This window comes from Shewanella electrica, from assembly GCF_022321485.1.
Taxonomy (GTDB): Bacteria; Pseudomonadota; Gammaproteobacteria; order Enterobacterales; family Shewanellaceae; genus Shewanella; species Shewanella electrica.
Genome location: NZ_JAKOGG010000018.1, coordinates 38,346 through 55,641 on the forward strand (window position 1 = coordinate 38,346; position 17,296 = coordinate 55,641).

Consider the following 17,296-nt stretch of genomic DNA (forward strand, 5'->3'; position numbering starts at 1 on the left):
CTGCTGAACTTTGTTGCAACCAGTTGGCTGAGTTGACTAAGCTTCATTGGCTGCCCTCGTTCATAACGCGTTTAATTTGAACAAAAATTAAACGCTAAAGGTCAGCAGCCCCTAGACTATAGTGTAGATGATGTCGTGGTTTGACTGTTACGGAGAGCAATTGAATGACGCAGACGTTAATCGGTCCGCTGCAACAAACCTTGATGCACCTATTCAGTGACACGCCGTCAGCTACGTTAGAGCAACATGTTGACCGAGCCTTGGAAGTGATTACCCGTCAGCTCGCTTGCGACGGCGTGTTTGTATTGGCGCCACTCGCCAAACCTGGCCACATCTCCGCCCGCAATCTTTATCTCAAACCGCAGTTTAATAGTGGTCAGGGCGTGCGTGAATGGCGTTTGGGGCAAACGCCGTTTTTTCGCGATCTCGTGAAACACCCACGCTTATTGTCGCTGAACTCGCTGGCACAACTGCCGAAAGACGCCTTGGAGGAGAAGCAACTGCTGCGGCAATGGCAGGTAAAAAGCTTGCTGGTGCTGCCATTATTAAAGTTGGGCGATACGGTGATGGCGTTGGGCGCGGTCAATTGCCACTGCGAATGTGACTGGGCCGACAGCTTTATTGAACAACTCCAGCAGTCGCAGACGATGATTGCCTCAGCGATGGAGTTAACCCGCATCGCCCAAGCCTTGTTACAGAGTGAGCGACGCTATCACGAGTTGTTCCATCAACTGCCGCTGGCGTGCGCCCAGTTGAATCGCCGTAATGAGCTGATCATGATGAACCGCATCGCCGAGCAAACTTTGGCACACCACCAACAAGTCAACTTGGTCGAGCTAGTGCGCGAGCAGGATCGTGATAACTTGCTAGATACCTTGAACATGGTGCGTGATGGTGTGCTGGGGCAGGCGTGGTGTGAAGTCGGCATCATGCACAATAACGACATGAGTTGGCAGCGCTTAGGGCTATATCCAGCGCCGTCGGATGACCAAAATCTGATTGTGATCGCCGAAGATGTCAGTGAGCGGCGACGCTTGGCCTCGGAGTTGTCGTTTCAAGCCAACTATGATGCGCTCACCGGTCTGCCCAATCGCGCCCATTTTGAAGACCTATTACAGCGCTTGCTGATTGAGCATGATCCGTCACCCGTCTGCATTGCGTTGCTGGATTTAGATCAGTTCCGCGTGATTAATAACGTCAGTGGGCATATGGCCGGTGATCGTTTGATCTGCCAAATCGCTGAGCGGCTCAAATTGCTGGTGCGCAAAGGGGATGTGGTGGCTCGCCTCAGTGGCGATGAGTTTGCCATTCTGATGCACGCTTGTAATCGCGATTCTGCCAAAGTGATTGCCGAGCGGATCTGCGGCCAGGTTCGCCACCATGAGTTTCGTTGGCAGGGACGGGAGCACAAAATTTCCGCCAGCATGGGCATTGCGGCATTGGAGCGCACCGATGAAGATATCTACACCGTGCTGGCGCAAGCCGATGCCGCCTGTCGCTTAGCCAAAGAGTTGGGGCGCAATCAGTATCAAATCTTTGACGAGCGTGATCGCCGCTTTAAAAAGTTCTACACCGAGATGACCGCGTCGCTAGAGATTATCGATGCCTTGGCGGCTAATCGCTTTCAGTTGCATTTTCAGGAGATCCGCTCAGTTAAAGCTGCCAGCAGCGGTATGCATCTGGAGATTTTATTGCGCATGCAGCGTGACAACGGCGAAATCTTATCGCCCGCGGTGTTCTTTCCAGCGGCGGAGCGTTATGACTTGGCTTCAAGGGTCGACCGCTGGGTGATTGATAACTTGCTGCGTTGGGGCAATGCTAATTTTCACCTGTGGCAGCAGTGTGAGCAGATCTCGGTCAATCTCTCGGCCGCCTCGCTTGGTGATAGCGACTTTATGCAGTGGTTAGAAAAGCAGTTGCTCGCCGAGGCGCAACTGGTGTCGCACTTGTGCTTTGAAATCACCGAAACCGCCATGCTGAGCCAAGTCGAGCAAGCGTGTCAGCTGTTGGAGTTGCTCGAAGCGCACGGTTGTAAGCTGGCGATTGATGACTTTGGCGCGGGTTTTTCCTCATTTGCTTACCTCAAAAAGCTGGCGCTGGATTACGTCAAAATCGATGGTCAGTTTGTGGTGAACCTGTGCCAAGACCCGGCCGACCGCGCCATTGTTGCCGCCGTGTGTCAACTTGCCAAAGACTTGCACTTTTACACCGTGGCCGAGTTTGTCGAGTCGGAGCAGATCCTCGCCCAACTGGCAGAACTTGGGGTCGATTACGCGCAAGGTTACTGTATTCACAAACCGATGCCGCTCGAGCAACTGGCTAGTTTACTGAAGTAGCGCGTTAGCGTGGCGCGATGAAAACGGGTTACACTAGGCCTTTGTTGTTTTCACTGCCTATTCATGTTGGACAATCTACCTATTCAAGCCCTGTTGCCTGAACTGCGCGCGCAGCTCGCCAGTCAACGGCAACTCATTATCGAAGCACCTACCGGGGCGGGTAAATCTACCGCGTTGCCTTTTGCCATGTTGGATTGGCCCGAGATTGATGGTCGCATTTTAATGCTCGAACCTCGGCGCGTCGCTGCGCGCAGCATCGCTGGGTTTCTTGCCAAGCAGCGGCAACAAGCATTAGGCGACGACATAGGTTTTCGGGTGCGTGGCGAGAGCAAGGTGGGCCGTAACACTAAGCTGGAAATCATCACCGAAGGCATTTTAACGCGGATGATCCAGCAAGATCCGACCTTGGATGGTGTGGCGATGATCATCTTCGATGAGATCCACGAACGCCATCTGAGTACCGACTTAGGCTTAGCGCTGGCGCTGGAAGTGCAAGAATCGCTGCGTGAAGACCTGACGCTGGTGGCAATGTCGGCCACCTTGCAAGGTTTGCCGTTAGAGCAACTGATGCCCAACGCCAGCAAATTGGTCAGCGAAGGGCGTAGCTTTCCGGTCACCATCGCGTATCAAGCCGCTAAAACTCAAACTAATGCTAGCTACATGCCCGATTGGCTCAGCCACATGGGTAGAATGATCAGCGCGCTGATGCAGCCAGATTCCGCCATTGCTTTGGGCGCCAGCGCCGAACAAGCGGCGGGATCGCTGCTGGCATTCCTGCCCGGTAAACGGGAGATTTTGCAGCTGCAAGAATATCTCACCGAACGCTTAGATAGCGCCATCTTACTGCTGCCGTTGTATGGTGAGTTAACTGCCGCCGAGCAAGATGCTGCTATTGCACCGGTCGCCAACGGCGTGCAAAAAGTGGTGCTATCCACCAACGTTGCTGAATCCAGTTTGACCATTGACGGCATTACTATGGTGGTCGACAGCGGCTATAAACGCCAAGCCAGTTTTAACCCGAAAACTGCCGTGACTCGTTTGGGCTTGAAGCGTATCAGCCAAGCCAGTGCCACGCAGCGAGCCGGGCGTGCTGGCCGTTTGAGCGCCGGTTTCTGTTTACGCTTGTGGAGCAGTGAAGAGCAAGCGCGTTTGATGGCGGCCGACGAGCCGGAAATTGCGTGTAGCGAGCTGCTCGGCATGGCGTTTGATGCGGCCAATTGGAGCGTGAAATCACTGAACGATTTGCCATTGCTGACACCCGCCAACGCTGCCAATGAAGCGGTGGCGTGGCAACTGTTGCAAAGTCTTGAACTGGTGGACGCGCAGCGCAATGTCACAGCGCATGGCAAACAAGCGTATCAGTTAGGTGCCTCGGTGCGGCTGGCCCATATGTTGGTCAAGGCCAATGAATTAGCCCAAAAACGCCAGCAGCCGCAGCTTATCGGGCTGGCGTGTTTGTTAGCAGCGTTGCTGGAAGCGGGCGGCGGCAGTGGCAGCAGCGATGTGCTTAATCGTCTGGCTAGTGCCACCAATGGCTTGGCGGGGCGTTTGTGCCGTAATTGGCTGCAACGCTTTGGCATTAAAGACGCGCCGCAAAGTTTTATTCCCGCGGCTAACCGCAGTGATACCGCTATGTTGCTGGCGTTTGCCTTTCCTGACCGCGTGGCGATGGCGCGTGGTCAACAAGGGTTTTTACTGGCAAACGGCACCGGCGTGATGCTCGACAGTAGCGATCCACTCAATCAAGCTGACTGGCTGGTGGTGGCCGATTTTCAAGAGCAGCAGGGCCGCAGCGCTGGCCGCGTTTGGCTGGCATGTGAGCTACCCGCCGCCTTGTTGCAGCAGGAACTGAGTTATCTGTGTCACTGGCAAGAGGTGGCGCAATGGCAAGAGGAGCGGGGGCGGATTCAAGCCGAACGCCAGTTGTGTTTAGGCAAGCTGGTGCTCAAGTCAGAACCGCTAGCACTCAGCAGCGAGATGCGGGTGCGCGGCTTCCTCGATTATGTGGCGCGCAAAGGGCTGGCGGTACTCAATTTCGATGAACGCGCAAGACAGCTACAGTTCAGGTGCGCCATTGCAAGATCCCACCAGCCTGACTTTGCCGACTTAACTGATGAAACTTTACTCGGCTCGTTGGCAGATTGGCTGGCACCCTACCTCAATGATGTGCAGAATATTGGACAACTGAAAGCGCTAAATATCTATGCGATATTGCTTGATTCACTCAGTTGGCCGCAGCGGCAGCAACTACAACAGTGGTTGCCAGAACACTGGCCGATGGCGACGGGCACCAACGCGCCGGTGCGTTATGACGCTGCTGGACGAGCATTATTGAGTGTGCGTTTGCAAGAAGCGTTAGGTATGGCGCACAGCCCACAGTTACTGGATGGCAAGTTAACGGTAACTATGGAGCTGTTATCACCAGCACAGCGGCCACTGGCGTTAACGCCGGATCTGGCGAGCTTTTGGGCTGGGCCTTATGTTGAGGTGAAAAAGGAGATGCGCGGACGATATCCTAAGCATCTGTGGCCTGACGATCCGGCCAACACACAACCAACCAAATTCACAAAGAAGCGCACGCTCAATCAGTAGCGGCAGTAATGGAATAATGGCTAAAGCAACCAAGAAAACCCCACAGAAAAAATCCAGCAACACATCGAAGCGGCCTTCTATGTGGCGCAAATTCTGGTCCATCGGCTGGAAGCTAGCGCTCATTTTGGCGGCGGTACTCATGGTCTACAGCATCTATCTTGATCAGATCATCGCCCGCAAATTTGAAGGGCAAAAATGGTATCTGCCAGCGCAGATTTTTAGCCGTTCGATGTCGTTATATCCCGGCGCGCCAGTGAGCCACCAACAGCTGGTGGATGAACTGAAGTTACTCGGATATCGCAAAGTGGCTAATCCGCGCCAAGTGGGTGAGTTTTCTGCTTCTAGCACTAAGGTGGATGTGTGGCGTCGACCATTCCAACACCCAGAGGGCAAGCAGCCAGAACAGCGGGTGCTGATCAGTTTTGACAGCAACGGCGTGACCTCAGTAACGCGCTCCGGTGATAACCGCCAACTGGCGGTATTCCATTTAGAACCAGTGCTGCTGGATCGCATTGTTACTGGCGACGGTGAAGACCGCTTATTTGTGCCGACCGGTGAGATCCCACCGATGGTAGTAGAAGCGTTGATCCTCACCGAAGACCGCAGTTTCTACGAACATTACGGCGTGAATCCGCTCGCTATTGCCCGCGCGGCGCTAGTGAATATTACCGCTGGCCGCACGGTGCAGGGTGGTTCAACCTTGACGCAACAGTTGGCGAAAAACTTCTTTTTAACCAGCGAGCGCTCCATTATCCGCAAAGCGCGTGAAGCGCTGATGGCGGTCATTATCGACTTTCGTTACAGCAAAGAGGAGATCCTCGAAGCCTATCTGAACGAAGTTTATATGGGACAAGATCATAGCCGCGCCATTCACGGCATGGGGCTGGCATCGCAATTCTATTTTGGGCGGCCGATTGGTGAACTGACCTTAGCGCAGCAAGCCTTTTTGATTGCGGTGATCAAAGGACCATCGTTCTACAATCCATGGCGCTATCCAGAACGAGCGCAAAAGCGCCGTGATCTGGTGCTGCGGCTGTTGATGGAAGGCAACAAGATCACCGCCGAGCAATATCAGTTAGCGGCTTCTACGCCGTTAGCGCTGCGTAACTCGGCGCGACCAGTACACCAAAAACTGCCAGCATTTTTCGCCCAAGTGAAACAAGAGCTGCGCAGTCGCTATGGTGAAGCGCTGCTGAAACAATCCGGCGTGAAAGTGTATACCACGTTGGATCCGTTAGCGCAGGAAGCCGCCGAGCAAGCGGTGAGCAGTGCGATGAAGTCGCTTAATGCTGAAAAACAGCAACTGCAAACCGGCATGGTGGTGACTGACCGTTATAGCGGCGGCATTGCGGCCATGGTGGGCGACCGCACGCCATCTTATTACGGCTTTAACCGTGCCACGGATATTCGGCGGCCAATTGGTTCCTTGGTGAAACCATTTATCTACGCCACCGCGTTGGCGCAGCCCGGCCACTACAACTTAGTCACGCCGTTAAAAGATGAGCCGATCACGCTGAAAAACGAGCGGGGTGACACTTGGTCGCCTCAAAACGATGACAAGCAGTTTAGTGGGCAAGTCCCGTTACTGACCGCGTTGAAAAAATCGATGAACGTACCGACGGTCAATCTCGGTATGTCGTTGGGCTTGGATGCCGTCGCCACCACCATTAAACAGGCTGGCTGGAAGGAAAACATCAATCCTTACCCATCGATGTTGCTCGGCGCAGTCAATGGCTCGCCACTGATGGTGGCACAGCTGTATCAGACAATTGGTTCTCACGGCCGTTATCGCCAATTGGCGGCGGTGACGCAAGTGCTGGATAAAGACAATCAGCCGATTGCCGCCAGTGGTTTGGCGCAACATCAAGCGATTGATCCATCGGTCAATTACTTAGTGCAATACGGCATGACCAAGGTGGTGGAATCGGGCACTGCGGCTAAGTTAGGCCAAGCGTTCCCGGGTGTGACGTTGGCGGGGAAAACCGGTACCAGTAACGACCGCCGTGACTCTTGGTTTGCTGGGATGGATGAACGTAACGTGGCAGTGGTGTGGGTGGGTCGTGATGATAACGGCAAAACGTCGCTCTACGGCAGCAGCGGCGCGATGGCAGTGTACACACAATTCCTGCGTAATCGCGCGCCATTGCCATTACGACTGCCGCCAGAAAATGGTGTGGTACAAGGTTACTTTGACCGCGATACTGGCGTAGCGATGGAGCCTGACTGTGGCGATGTGATTGCGGTGCCAGCCTTGGCTGACAGTTACCATCCGGCAGAGAATTGCGGCAAGCCTAAATCGTGGTGGCAGCGCATGTTTGATTAGATAATAGAAAAGGCCTCATTTGAGGCCTTTTTGCTATCAGCGGGAGTGTCGATGTTAGCTGTAACGACGGCGGCTTGCCGCAGCTAAACCCGCAAAGGCAAGGAATAACCAGCCCATGCTACCACTTGATTTCTCTTCTTTTTTTGTCGCCAGATAATCGATCAACTCGGTCAAATCCGCTACCGAGCGGATCTCATCCATATTGATGCGGTATTTATCGTTGACGATAAAGGTCGGAATCGATTCTACTTGATAGCTGTTTTGCTCTTGGCGCCAGCGATTAATGGTGTCAGTAGTTTCACTGCTATCGGCCACTTCATCATATTTGGCGGCATCGATACCGGCGCTTGCAAACACCTGTTTGATGTCATCACGATTGTTGATGGTGGTTGGATGCGGATGGCTGTGGTCGTGCGCACCGGCGTTATCACCTTGAATTGCGGCAAACATCTTCGGCAGCAGCTCTTTTTCCACGCCCAGTGTTTTCATTACCGCCAGTGAACGCATCACTTCAGTACCGATGCTGCTGTTCATAAAGTCGACGTGGGCGTCATCAAATTTGATGCTAGGATCGATTTTGGCTTTGATGAAGTTGAGGTACTTGTTAGACATGTTGTAGCAGTGCGGACAATAGAACGAGAAGTACTCAGTGACCTTGGGACTATCACTCGCCTTATTCGCTACCTGAGTATAATGTTTACCTTCAACAAAATCGGTGGCGTGAGCTGCAAAAGATGCCCCTGCAAGCATCAATACGGCCAGAGCGGGTTTCAACAAAATAGACTCCTTGCAATAAATGCGGATAGATTAGTTTAATAGCGTTGAGGGTAGGTATTGTGACTTAATCCAATCTTAAACAACGCTTTTTTAGTGATATCTGTGAAATGACGCTGATTTCCGCGCTGGTTAGCTGGCTTTGAGTGCCTGCCACGCTTCGCAGATTTGCCTGAATTTGGCGGCGTCACCATCGGGGCGATCGGGGTGCCAGCGCAGTGCGAGCTTGCGCCATTGGCGGCGAATTTCGCGATCGGTGGCGTTGATGTCGAGTTCCATCACTTTCAGCGCTTCAATGTGCGCCAAACGTTTAGGATTGGCACCAATATACTGCTCGTAAGAACTCCAGAACTCTTCCAACATCTGTCTGACCACATTGACGCTGGTATCGTAATGCGCCCAATCGAGGTAATAATCCCGCAGCGATTGATCTTCATCGAGCAGCAACAGCACGTTAGTTGGGGTTAAGCGGAATAGCTGAATATCCATCGACTTTACTTGCAGCCATTGGTCTGGCAGCAGCATCTCCTGCAACTCATACAGGGCATTCATCAACAGAAAATTGCGTTTGAAAAGATCTTTTTCAGGGCTGTCATCTAGCTTGTGCATCAAACCACGGCTTTGCAATTCGCTAGCAAGATGATGGATCTTCCAACTTTTTACCGAGGTTTTGAACAGCGTCATCAGCGGCCAAATCAGCGGGTTATCTTGCCGAAACGACTTGGCCTTTATCGTATTTTCTGACGTGTTCTCTGCAATAGCGGGCTTGGCTAGCAACATAGCAACATTCATCCTGAAGGCGATTTTTTCTACTATGCCACAGTGGATCGCTAGTGCAATAAAAAACTGGCCTTAGCAGTGGCGTAGTCGCGAGACGACTACACCAAGTGTAGCAAAAGCTAAGCGAATGTTAGATTTCGCTGATAACGTCAGTTTGTGGCAGGCGAGATTTAGGTAACTTGGCGTTGAAGTCGCTGTCGTCACGATAACCCAAGGCCACAATCACGCTGGCGTTAACGCCTTGTTCACGCAGCCCCAGTGCTTGGTTTAACGCTGTGACATCAAAGCCTTCAATTGGGGTAGCATCAATGCCTAATGACGCGGCGCCTAACAGCAAAGTGCCCAGTGCCAGATAGGTTTGTTTTTCCATCCAGTGTTGCGCATCTTTCAGCTCAAAGCGGTGCATATTGACGAAAAATTGTCGGCCTTGGTGCAGCGCCGCTTGGCTTTTTTCATCGGTTACTCGGCCATCGGCCGCTTCTTGTGCCAACACCTGCAGCAGATACTGCTCGCTCAGATCTTGTCGCGTACAAAGTACGATGACGTGGGACGCTTTGAGAATTTTGTCAGTATTGAAGGCAAAGTTGGCGGTACCTTCGGCCACTTTGGCTTTGCCTGCATCGCTGGCAGCCACAATGAAATGCCACGGTTGTGAGTTCACCGATGATGGGCTGAACTGCAACAAGGTTTTAAGCTGTTCGATATGCTCGGCAGGGATCTTTTTCGCGGGATTATACGCTTTACAGGTGTAGCGGCTTTGCACGGCTTTGATCAATTCGCTCATGGTTAACTGATGACCTAAAAATTGGGAAGCTCAATTCTACGAGCCGCAGCAATAAATTCAATTTGGTGATGTGATTTGCCGCAAACAAATGTCGTTATTCAGTGAAAGCTGCACTAAATTTGTAATGACTCACAAAAGTCGACCGATAAACCACAGCACTGGCGGAAGAATTGCGCTAAAATTCGCGGCCAACAGTCAATGGTGGCTTGGCCATCATGTCATCCGCATTCAGCGGCAGATTTTTTCTAGATATCACTCGGGGTCGTTACGATGATCGAAAAACGCTTTATCACTGCTCAGGAACTGTTGGAGGATTCTTTCCGCCTAGCAGCACAGGTTTACCAAAGTGGCTTCCGTCCACAATTTATTGTGGGCATTTGGCGCGGTGGTGCTCCTATTGGTATCGCGGTACAAGAATACTTTGATTTCAAGCAGGTCGAAACTGACCACATCGCGGTGCGTACCTCTTCTTACTATGGCATCGGCACTGATAAACAAAGTAAAGAGATCAAAGTACATGGTTTGCACTACATCGTGGAAAACGCCGGTGCAGACGATGGCTTGCTGATTGTTGATGATGTGTTCGATTCAGGCCGCAGCGTCCATGCGTTGAAAGAAAAATTGGCGCAAACCATGCGTTTGAACTTGCCAAAAGATATCCGCATCGCTTGCCCTTACTACAAGCCAAAAAATACCGCAGTGCCATTGAAGCCAGATTATTTCATTCACTCTTCTGATGAGTGGCTAGTGTTCCCGCATGAAGTCTCAGGGTTAACTCCGGACGAGATTGCAGAAGGCAAGGGTGATTTGCGCAATATTCGCGAGCTGTTTGAATAATTGCTGCAAACTAAACTGCATTATTGAGAAGCACTGCGGTGCTTCTTTTTTTTTGCCAAATCAATACGAGAGGTACTGGTGTTATCCCGCTTGCCAACGTGACTCCTCACTTAAAAATCACTCAAATAAATATACAAAACTGTTACTTTTTAATAACTGACTTGTTGTATGCTTTGCAGCGATTAATGATGATGTAACTGATTATCTGGCATAAGGAATTTGTGCGTGAAAGCTCAGGATAAACACTATCAATCGGCGCTTGAAGCATGGCGTGCCGGTAAAGAAACTCGCGCTATTGTGACGCCGTTTGCTTTCAAGCTGGCGCCGGAGTTGGTTGGCATGCCGTTAGCTCGGCCATGGCGGCGGGCGCTGGCTATGATGCTCGATCTGACGCTGGTGGCATTTTTGAGCAGTGTGCCGAGTATATGGATCGCCTTAATGGCCGCTATTGCTACTTGGGTGGTAAGTAAGCGGCACGAGCAGGTGGTGTCAGCTTGGGCGCGGCGCTGGTTGCGGATTGTGAGTAGCTTAGTGATTTTTGTGGTGGTGCTCGAACTCGCTAGCCCGTTGCTTGATGATGCTACCGAGGACAACAGTGACACCAGTCCCACCATTAGCCAGTTGCAGCAACTGTCACATACCGCTGCAATGGTCATCATTGCCAGTAAGCTCGATGATTGTCATCATTCAAGCTGTGTGGAGCAAAAGCTGCCGCTGATGAAAGAGCAGCTTGATGCGGTTTATGCCGACAAGCCCGGCACGCGGCGCGAGTTGGTTGGCTCTCTATTTGATAAGATGGCGTTTCTTTCAACTGAGCAGCGGCAACAATATGTAGCGCAACTGATGGCGGGTGTTGATCCGCAAGCGGTTGATGGCGCCAGCGCCAGTGCAGCGGCTAGCCCACAAGCGTCGCAGCAAGCATCGCCAGTCTCATCGGTGACCGAACCATCTGCCATCGTTACGCCAACAGATGCCAACGACAGTGAACTAAACGCAAACACATTAACTCAGGCGGTTGCACCACTATCCTCCGCGAGCGAGATGGCATCGACCACCGAGCATAACGAAGAGCAAGCGTCGGTACAGCACTCAATTATTGAATGGGCGAAAGGGATTATTGCTGATTTAGGCTTGGGCCTCAGTTGGGGGGCCTTGTATTTCACGCTGTTTACCGCCTTGATGCGCGGCCAAACACCGGGCAAAAAACTGTTGGGCATGCGGGTGGTTCGCCTTACTGGTGAGCCGTTAACGTTGTGGGGCGCCTTTGGTCGTTACGGTGGTTATGGTGCGGGGGTGACCACGGGGTTGCTCGGTTTTTTGCAAATCTATTGGGACAACAATCGCCAGTGCATTCAAGATAAAATTGGCGAAACCGTGGTGGTGATGAATGCTGAATTGGCTCAGCTTTCACCAGCAACTGCGGTGAGTGACGTGGTGGAACATAGCGCAGCGACAAACAGTTAGGCGCTAGCTGAGTGTGTTACGTTGTATAGTTTTGTGTATAAAAAAAGCAGCTCACAGGAGCTGCTTTTCAGTTTAGGTTTGCTGTTTACTTGGTCATGCTGCCGCTAACCAATACGCAACGTTGTTCCTCTTGTGCGATCTCTTTCAGCGTACGCATAGTGATGGTCGACAAGTTAGGATTGTTGGCAATGGTGGCCTGCAGTTCGTTGACCGAGGCATTGGTACAATCTGTTGGGATCATCGCTGGTGCGTATGAACGCATGAATACCGCGCCTTTGCTGGCATCAACTGCGGCTAACGTTTGCAAACGTTTGGCGGCGGTTTGCCGTTGCAGCTTTGCTTGCTCTGCTGGGTAAAGGTTATTCATGGCAATACGCAGTTTCGGGAACGGCTCAGCGTCGTTGATGATGTTATCCACCCACTTGCTCTTCACATCTGCATCTGGACGCACAACTTCTGCCGCAAGCGCCGCTTTGATACCAGTATCAGATTGATCCGCTTTCGCTTCAGCTTGTAGCAGTTGTTTGCTACCGGCAAAGTCATAGCGATTCAATTGATAGATGATCTCCCAACGCAGATCTTGGTCGAGGGTAATGCCATCGACTTGCGCCTGACCTAAAAGCAGTTGCTTGAGGTGTGACAGTGACACATCATCGCTAGCAAAACTGACATAGGCGTTGAACCAACGACGTTGTTTGTCGCTGTTGCTGGTGTTTTCCATCGCTAAGCGCAGGCTCATCTGTGCCATCGCACGTACGGCACTTTCACCATAACTTTGATGCAGTGGTTGCATGCTGGCTAGCCAATATTTGCTGCCATGCAGCGTGTTCAGCACTTGGCCGATGATGGTGTAATCTTGCTCTTGCGGTAAGTTAACAAAAACGGTGTCCAGATAGTTGTTCAGTGGCAGGCTGCCGTTCATCACACTATCCCACAGACTTTGCCACAGCATAGAACGCAAGAATGGATCATTCACTTTAGACAGCTGATTTTGTGCTGTGGTAAATGAACGTTGATCCAGTTGTACCTTCACAAAGCCCCAGTCTTCGTAGTTTGGATAGACTAAATCAGGGCATTCACCGCCAATCAGTCCCGGTACTTCAGTCTCGCCACCTTGGTAGGTAACTGGCACTTTTTGTACAAGATGCATTTCGTGGCGACCTTTCACCAGCAATGCCACTTGTACCTTTTGCTCGCGCAAGGTGCTTTGGCCGGTTTCAGCAGGGCTTTGCAGCAACTTAAAGCTGTCGATAGTGCCGTTGCTACAGGTATATTCGGCGCGCAGGGTGTTTACGCCTTCAGCGTAGAGCCAGTCTTTAGTCCACTGATCTAAGTCGCGGTTGGCAGCTTTGGCGAGGCTACCGATAAAGTCTTGCAGTGTGGCGTTTTGCCATTGGTATTGATGCAGGTAGTTTTGTACCCCTTTACGGAATACTTCATCCCCTAACAGGTGACGCAACTGCTTTAATACCGATGCCCCTTTTTGGTAGGTAATCGCATCAATGTTATCAAAGGCATTGGCAGTGGTTGGCACTGGCACTTCGATTGGGTGAGTGGTCACCTTGCTATCTTTAAGGTAAGCACTCTGTTTGCCACCAGCGTAGAAACTGCGCCATGCGTAATCAAACTCGGTCGCTTTAGCGGTCGCCATAGTGCCCATGAACGAGGCAAAACTTTCGTTCAACCACAGGCCATTCCACCATTTCATGGTGACCAGATCGCCAAACCACTGGTGGGCCATTTCGTGCATGATAACGCCTGCCAGTCGCTCTTTTTGCGCGGCGGTCATCTCAGCTTTGTAGAGGAAACGGCCTTCAGCAAAGGTAATGGCACCCGCGTTTTCCATCGCGCCGTACAGGAAATCAGGCACTAAGATCTGATCGTACTTTTTAAACGGATAGTTAATGCCGAAGTAGTCATCAAAGAAACGCAGGCCAGAATCGGTGTATTTGAACCAATCTTCCGGACGGACTTGATTTGCCACCGATTGGCGCGCAAATAGGCGCATTGGATATTTGCCGCTGTTGTCTTGCCACATGTGGTAAGGACCTGCGTGCATGGCAAAGTTATATGGGCTTAGCTTAGGGCTCACCGGAAAATGCCACAGCTTGCTGTTACCTTGATCTTCCACCGAGGTTTCGCGGGTGGCGCTGATCACTTGCCAATCTTTCGGCGCCGATACCGTTAATGTATAGGTTGCCTTAAGATCGGGTTGGTCAAACACTGGGAACATCTGCTGCGCTGCCGCAGGTTCAAAGTGAGAGTACAGGTAGACTTTGCCGTCCACTGGGTCAACAAAGCGGTGTAAACCTTCGCCGTTCGTTGAGTGGGCACGGTTGTATTCAATATGAACTTGGTTGCTGCCATTGGTCAGCATGCTTGGGTTGATTGAGATAAACAAGCCGTTGTAGTTGGGATACAGCGGTTGACCGTTGATCACCAAGCGAGTGATGGTGGCTTTGTTTAAATCAATAGTCAGCGGGCTGCTGGTATCACTTAGCTGAAAATTCAAATCGGCGGCCGCACTGAAACGTTCGCTGCCATCTAAGTTGAAGTTCAACTGATAGCTGACGTTGCTGACACGTGCCGAACGCGCCATGGCTTGCTGTTCAGTAAGGAAAGCTTTGCTTTCGCGGGCGGCTGGGGGCGTTGCGGTATTGCTGGTGCTACACGCGGTGAGCCATCCCAGTGTTAGCAGCATCATACTGCCTTTAATCATCTGTGGAAGCGAGTTCACGCTGATGTCCTTTTGGTTAAACCTAAGATCTGTTGTCAGTGGCATAAGGTACGCTAAATCGGCGCTGAGACCAAAACAGAAGTGTTACAAAAATAAGATTTTGTTAATAGACAGCCCCTAATGATTGCACTGGGGACTTGGGGGATTTTTTGCCATAAAAAAACGGCCTTGAAGTCGGCCGTTTCTTATTAAGCAGTTAAGCGCAGATTATAACCCAAATAGGGTTTTTGAACGCTCTTTGCGGATCTCTTTCTCGTCGGCCCATTCAATTAAGCCGGTTTCCAAATCCATCAAACGCATGGTCATTTTGTAGTACACATCTCTGGTACTGCCATCTTGTTTGACGATGCTAGAAAGGTTGCCGTACAGCATGTATTGCGCACCGATCTGGCGACCAAATTTAATCGCGGTAGATGGGTCAACCATGCCCGCATTATTTTGATAATCCAGTTGTTTGCGCACTGCATCCACTTTGGTCATATCGATGAAGCGGAATTTGCCAGATTGCAGCAACTTGGTGCTGATTGAGTCGGTTACAGACTCAGTATCAATGTGTTCTGAGGTTTTGTTTTTGATGGAGTCAACAAACAGAATAGGGCGCTTGTTGGCAGATAACACAATCACTGACGGTGTGGTCAGCATGCTGTCGACCATTTTGTCGGTAATGGCTTGCAGATCGGTTGAGCCAAAGTTCTCGTTAACGGTTTCCACCGCATTGGCGTCACCATACTCTACTTTGCTTTGACAGGCCGACAGCCCCAGTGCCATTGCGGCGATAAACATCAACTTAGAAGGTTTCATATCCGTTCCTATGTTCCTTACTTACAGCAATTTTGTATAAAAACGCGTCAGATTGCCAGTATCGATAATCCACACCACGGTTGTTCTACCTGCTTGAACCGTGACCGGCTGTTGGTTGTTGCCATAGTGCAGTTGATATTGGCCCTGTTCGGTAAAGTTATCAAGCAAATCTAGCTGTGCGGGCAGTGTTAGCCAACTGCGGCAATCTGCTTGCTCGGTTACCACATTAAATATCTGCATCAAGGCATTACCGAGTAACGCGCCAGTACTGTCACCTTGTGTTTGATGCGACAAGGTGGCCTTGGCGGCTAAGCGAGCTGCTTGTCGAGTATAGATGACAGGCAAGCGATCACTTAATTCCGCCGCTTCTATCTGAGTAAATTGCGTTAATGGTGCAAAACTCAGGGCATTGCTACCAAATAACGTGGCCGGTACCGCGGGTAATGGCCCAGGTTCGCGGTATGTGGGCAGTGATAGACTCAACACACTGTTATCGACCACAAACGGCAAAGTGAAGCTGGTTTTCGGCGTAACAAAACCGCGTTCCAGCAGCAATACTACTCGGCCTTGGCTGGCTTTTGGCTGTACAGGTTTACCCCAACGTTGGGTAAATTCTTCGAGTTGCGGCATGCTCAGTGATTGCGCTAATCGCAGCAATGCTTGCTGTAGCACCGGACTATCAGGCAATACGGTCGCGGCCTTACGGTAATCGATATAGGCGTCATTGGGCTGGCCGAATAGCTCATGCAGCAAACCGGTGACGTAGTAACTGCCAGCGTTGAGCGGCGTATCACCAATTGATTTTAAGCGACTGACTTCAGCACTGACTTCACCATTGCTAAGCTGTTGGGCGGTTTTGCTCTGTTGGTCGAGCTGTTGCTGTTGTCGCTGTTGCAGCTCATTGGTGCGGCGCATCTCTACCTGCGCGGCGACGTTGTTACCATTGAACAGGTAGTTGAGCGCCTGATATTGATGCAGCAGAATGCGTTCGCTCAGGTTGCCCTCATAAGGGATCACTTTGTCATTGACCAGCAAGCTGCTGCTGTTGGCGCCTACGTGCGAGAGGCTCACTTTGGCGCGATCATCGAGGGCAAGGTAGCTGTTGATGGCGCTGTCGTATAGCTTAATGCTGCTGGCAAAATCACCGCTAATTTGCGCGGCGCGTCCCGCTTCCTGAGCGTAGAGCAACGGGTTGGATGACTGCATCTTATCAGCGAGTTTAGCCGCAACACCGCTGGCATCGCTGCTATTGATCTGGTCTTTGACGGAGGCCATTTCGTTGGGGTAGCTAGTCAATACGCCACTGACCGCACAGCCAGATAGCGTCAATATCAGCCAACTGTAACTAACGGCTTTCGCTAGTTTTTTGGGAATGTCATAGGACATTATCATGCTTCCGTTGCACGCTCTTTAAGGGTTATGCCTTGGAGGTGATCGAACTCATGCTGAAAGATCCGCGCAATAAAACCTTCCAACCACTCTTGGCACCATTCGCCAGAAAGATCTTGGTATTTCACCTCTATTGCCTGATGGCGCATCACTTGGCAACGTTGCTGTGGAATCGATAAACAGCCTTCTTCACCCGCCACCATTTGCTCAGAGGCTTGCAGGATCTGCGGATTGATCACCACTTGCGGCGCCATGATCGGCGCGGTGGGATAACGAGGATTGGGATTGGATGCCATGATGAATAGCTGTAACGAGCGGTGCACCTGTGGTGCGGCAATGCCAACACCGTTAGCCTGTTGCATGGTGTGCAGCATCTGCTCGGCGAGCTGATGTAGTTCGCTATCAAACACGGTTACGGGAGCCGCTACCTGTCGTAATACTGCTTCACCGTATGTCGCTATGGGTAACATGGCAAATCC

12 protein-coding genes are annotated in these 17,296 nt (G+C 51.4%); 5 read left to right on the forward strand and 7 right to left on the reverse strand.

Going from position 1 to position 17,296, the window contains the following annotated elements; all coding sequences use genetic code 11:
• Positions 1-164 precede the first annotated feature (164 nt).
• From L9G74_RS17640 to mrcB, 3 genes are all read left to right on the forward strand, one after another.
• On the forward strand, positions 165-2,336 hold the full coding sequence (locus L9G74_RS17640) for a putative bifunctional diguanylate cyclase/phosphodiesterase (protein ID WP_238898087.1): 2,172 nt from the start codon (positions 165-167) through the stop codon (positions 2,334-2,336).
• 63 nt (positions 2,337-2,399) lie between these two features.
• Positions 2,400-4,928, forward strand: a complete 2,529-nt coding sequence (hrpB, locus tag L9G74_RS17645; protein ID WP_238898088.1) for an ATP-dependent helicase HrpB — start codon at positions 2,400-2,402, stop codon at positions 4,926-4,928.
• A 16-nt stretch (positions 4,929-4,944) separates the two neighbouring features.
• On the forward strand, positions 4,945-7,251 hold the full coding sequence (mrcB, locus tag L9G74_RS17650; protein WP_238898089.1) for a penicillin-binding protein 1B: 2,307 nt from the start codon (positions 4,945-4,947) through the stop codon (positions 7,249-7,251).
• A gap of 54 nt (positions 7,252-7,305) precedes the next feature.
• Here mrcB and L9G74_RS17655 read toward each other — a convergent pair whose 3' ends face one another.
• The 3 genes from L9G74_RS17655 to nfsB form a co-directional block, all read right to left on the reverse strand.
• Positions 7,306-8,028 (reverse strand): thiol:disulfide interchange protein DsbA/DsbL, encoded by a 723-nt coding sequence (locus tag L9G74_RS17655; RefSeq protein ID WP_438944584.1) that lies wholly within the window; start codon positions 8,026-8,028, stop codon positions 7,306-7,308.
• 129 nt (positions 8,029-8,157) lie between these two features.
• Positions 8,158-8,805: a DNA-J related domain-containing protein gene (locus tag L9G74_RS17660; protein ID WP_238898090.1), complete on the reverse strand. Its 648-nt coding sequence runs from the start codon at positions 8,803-8,805 to the stop codon at positions 8,158-8,160.
• Between the two features lie 130 nt (positions 8,806-8,935).
• The gene (gene nfsB / locus L9G74_RS17665; protein ID WP_238898091.1) at positions 8,936-9,589 is read right to left on the reverse strand and encodes an oxygen-insensitive NAD(P)H nitroreductase; all 654 of its coding nucleotides are present in this window, start codon (positions 9,587-9,589) and stop codon (positions 8,936-8,938) included.
• Between the two features lie 270 nt (positions 9,590-9,859).
• Between nfsB and L9G74_RS17670 the strand changes: the two genes are divergently transcribed.
• Both L9G74_RS17670 and L9G74_RS17675 read left to right on the forward strand, forming a co-directional pair.
• Positions 9,860-10,426: a phosphoribosyltransferase gene (locus tag L9G74_RS17670; protein WP_238898092.1), complete on the forward strand. Its 567-nt coding sequence runs from the start codon at positions 9,860-9,862 to the stop codon at positions 10,424-10,426.
• Positions 10,427-10,651: 225 nt separating this feature from the next.
• Positions 10,652-11,890: an RDD family protein gene (locus L9G74_RS17675; protein WP_238898093.1), complete on the forward strand. Its 1,239-nt coding sequence runs from the start codon at positions 10,652-10,654 to the stop codon at positions 11,888-11,890.
• Positions 11,891-11,975: 85 nt separating this feature from the next.
• Here the strand turns inward: L9G74_RS17675 and pepN are convergent, their stop codons facing one another.
• From pepN to def, 4 genes are all read right to left on the reverse strand, one after another.
• A complete protein-coding gene (pepN, locus tag L9G74_RS17680; RefSeq protein ID WP_238898126.1) occupies positions 11,976-14,609 on the reverse strand; it encodes an aminopeptidase N in 2,634 nt (877 codons plus the stop codon).
• 225 nt (positions 14,610-14,834) lie between these two features.
• The gene (gene lpoB / locus L9G74_RS17685; RefSeq protein ID WP_238898094.1) at positions 14,835-15,428 is read right to left on the reverse strand and encodes a penicillin-binding protein activator LpoB; all 594 of its coding nucleotides are present in this window, start codon (positions 15,426-15,428) and stop codon (positions 14,835-14,837) included.
• A gap of 21 nt (positions 15,429-15,449) precedes the next feature.
• Positions 15,450-16,814, reverse strand: coding sequence for a COG3014 family protein (locus L9G74_RS17690; RefSeq protein WP_238898095.1), 1,365 nt, complete (start codon positions 16,812-16,814; stop codon positions 15,450-15,452).
• Between the two features lie 2 nt (positions 16,815-16,816).
• Entirely contained in the window at positions 16,817-17,287 is a 471-nt protein-coding gene (def, locus tag L9G74_RS17695; protein WP_238898096.1) for a peptide deformylase, read from the reverse strand.
• Positions 17,288-17,296: the final 9 nt, after the last annotated feature.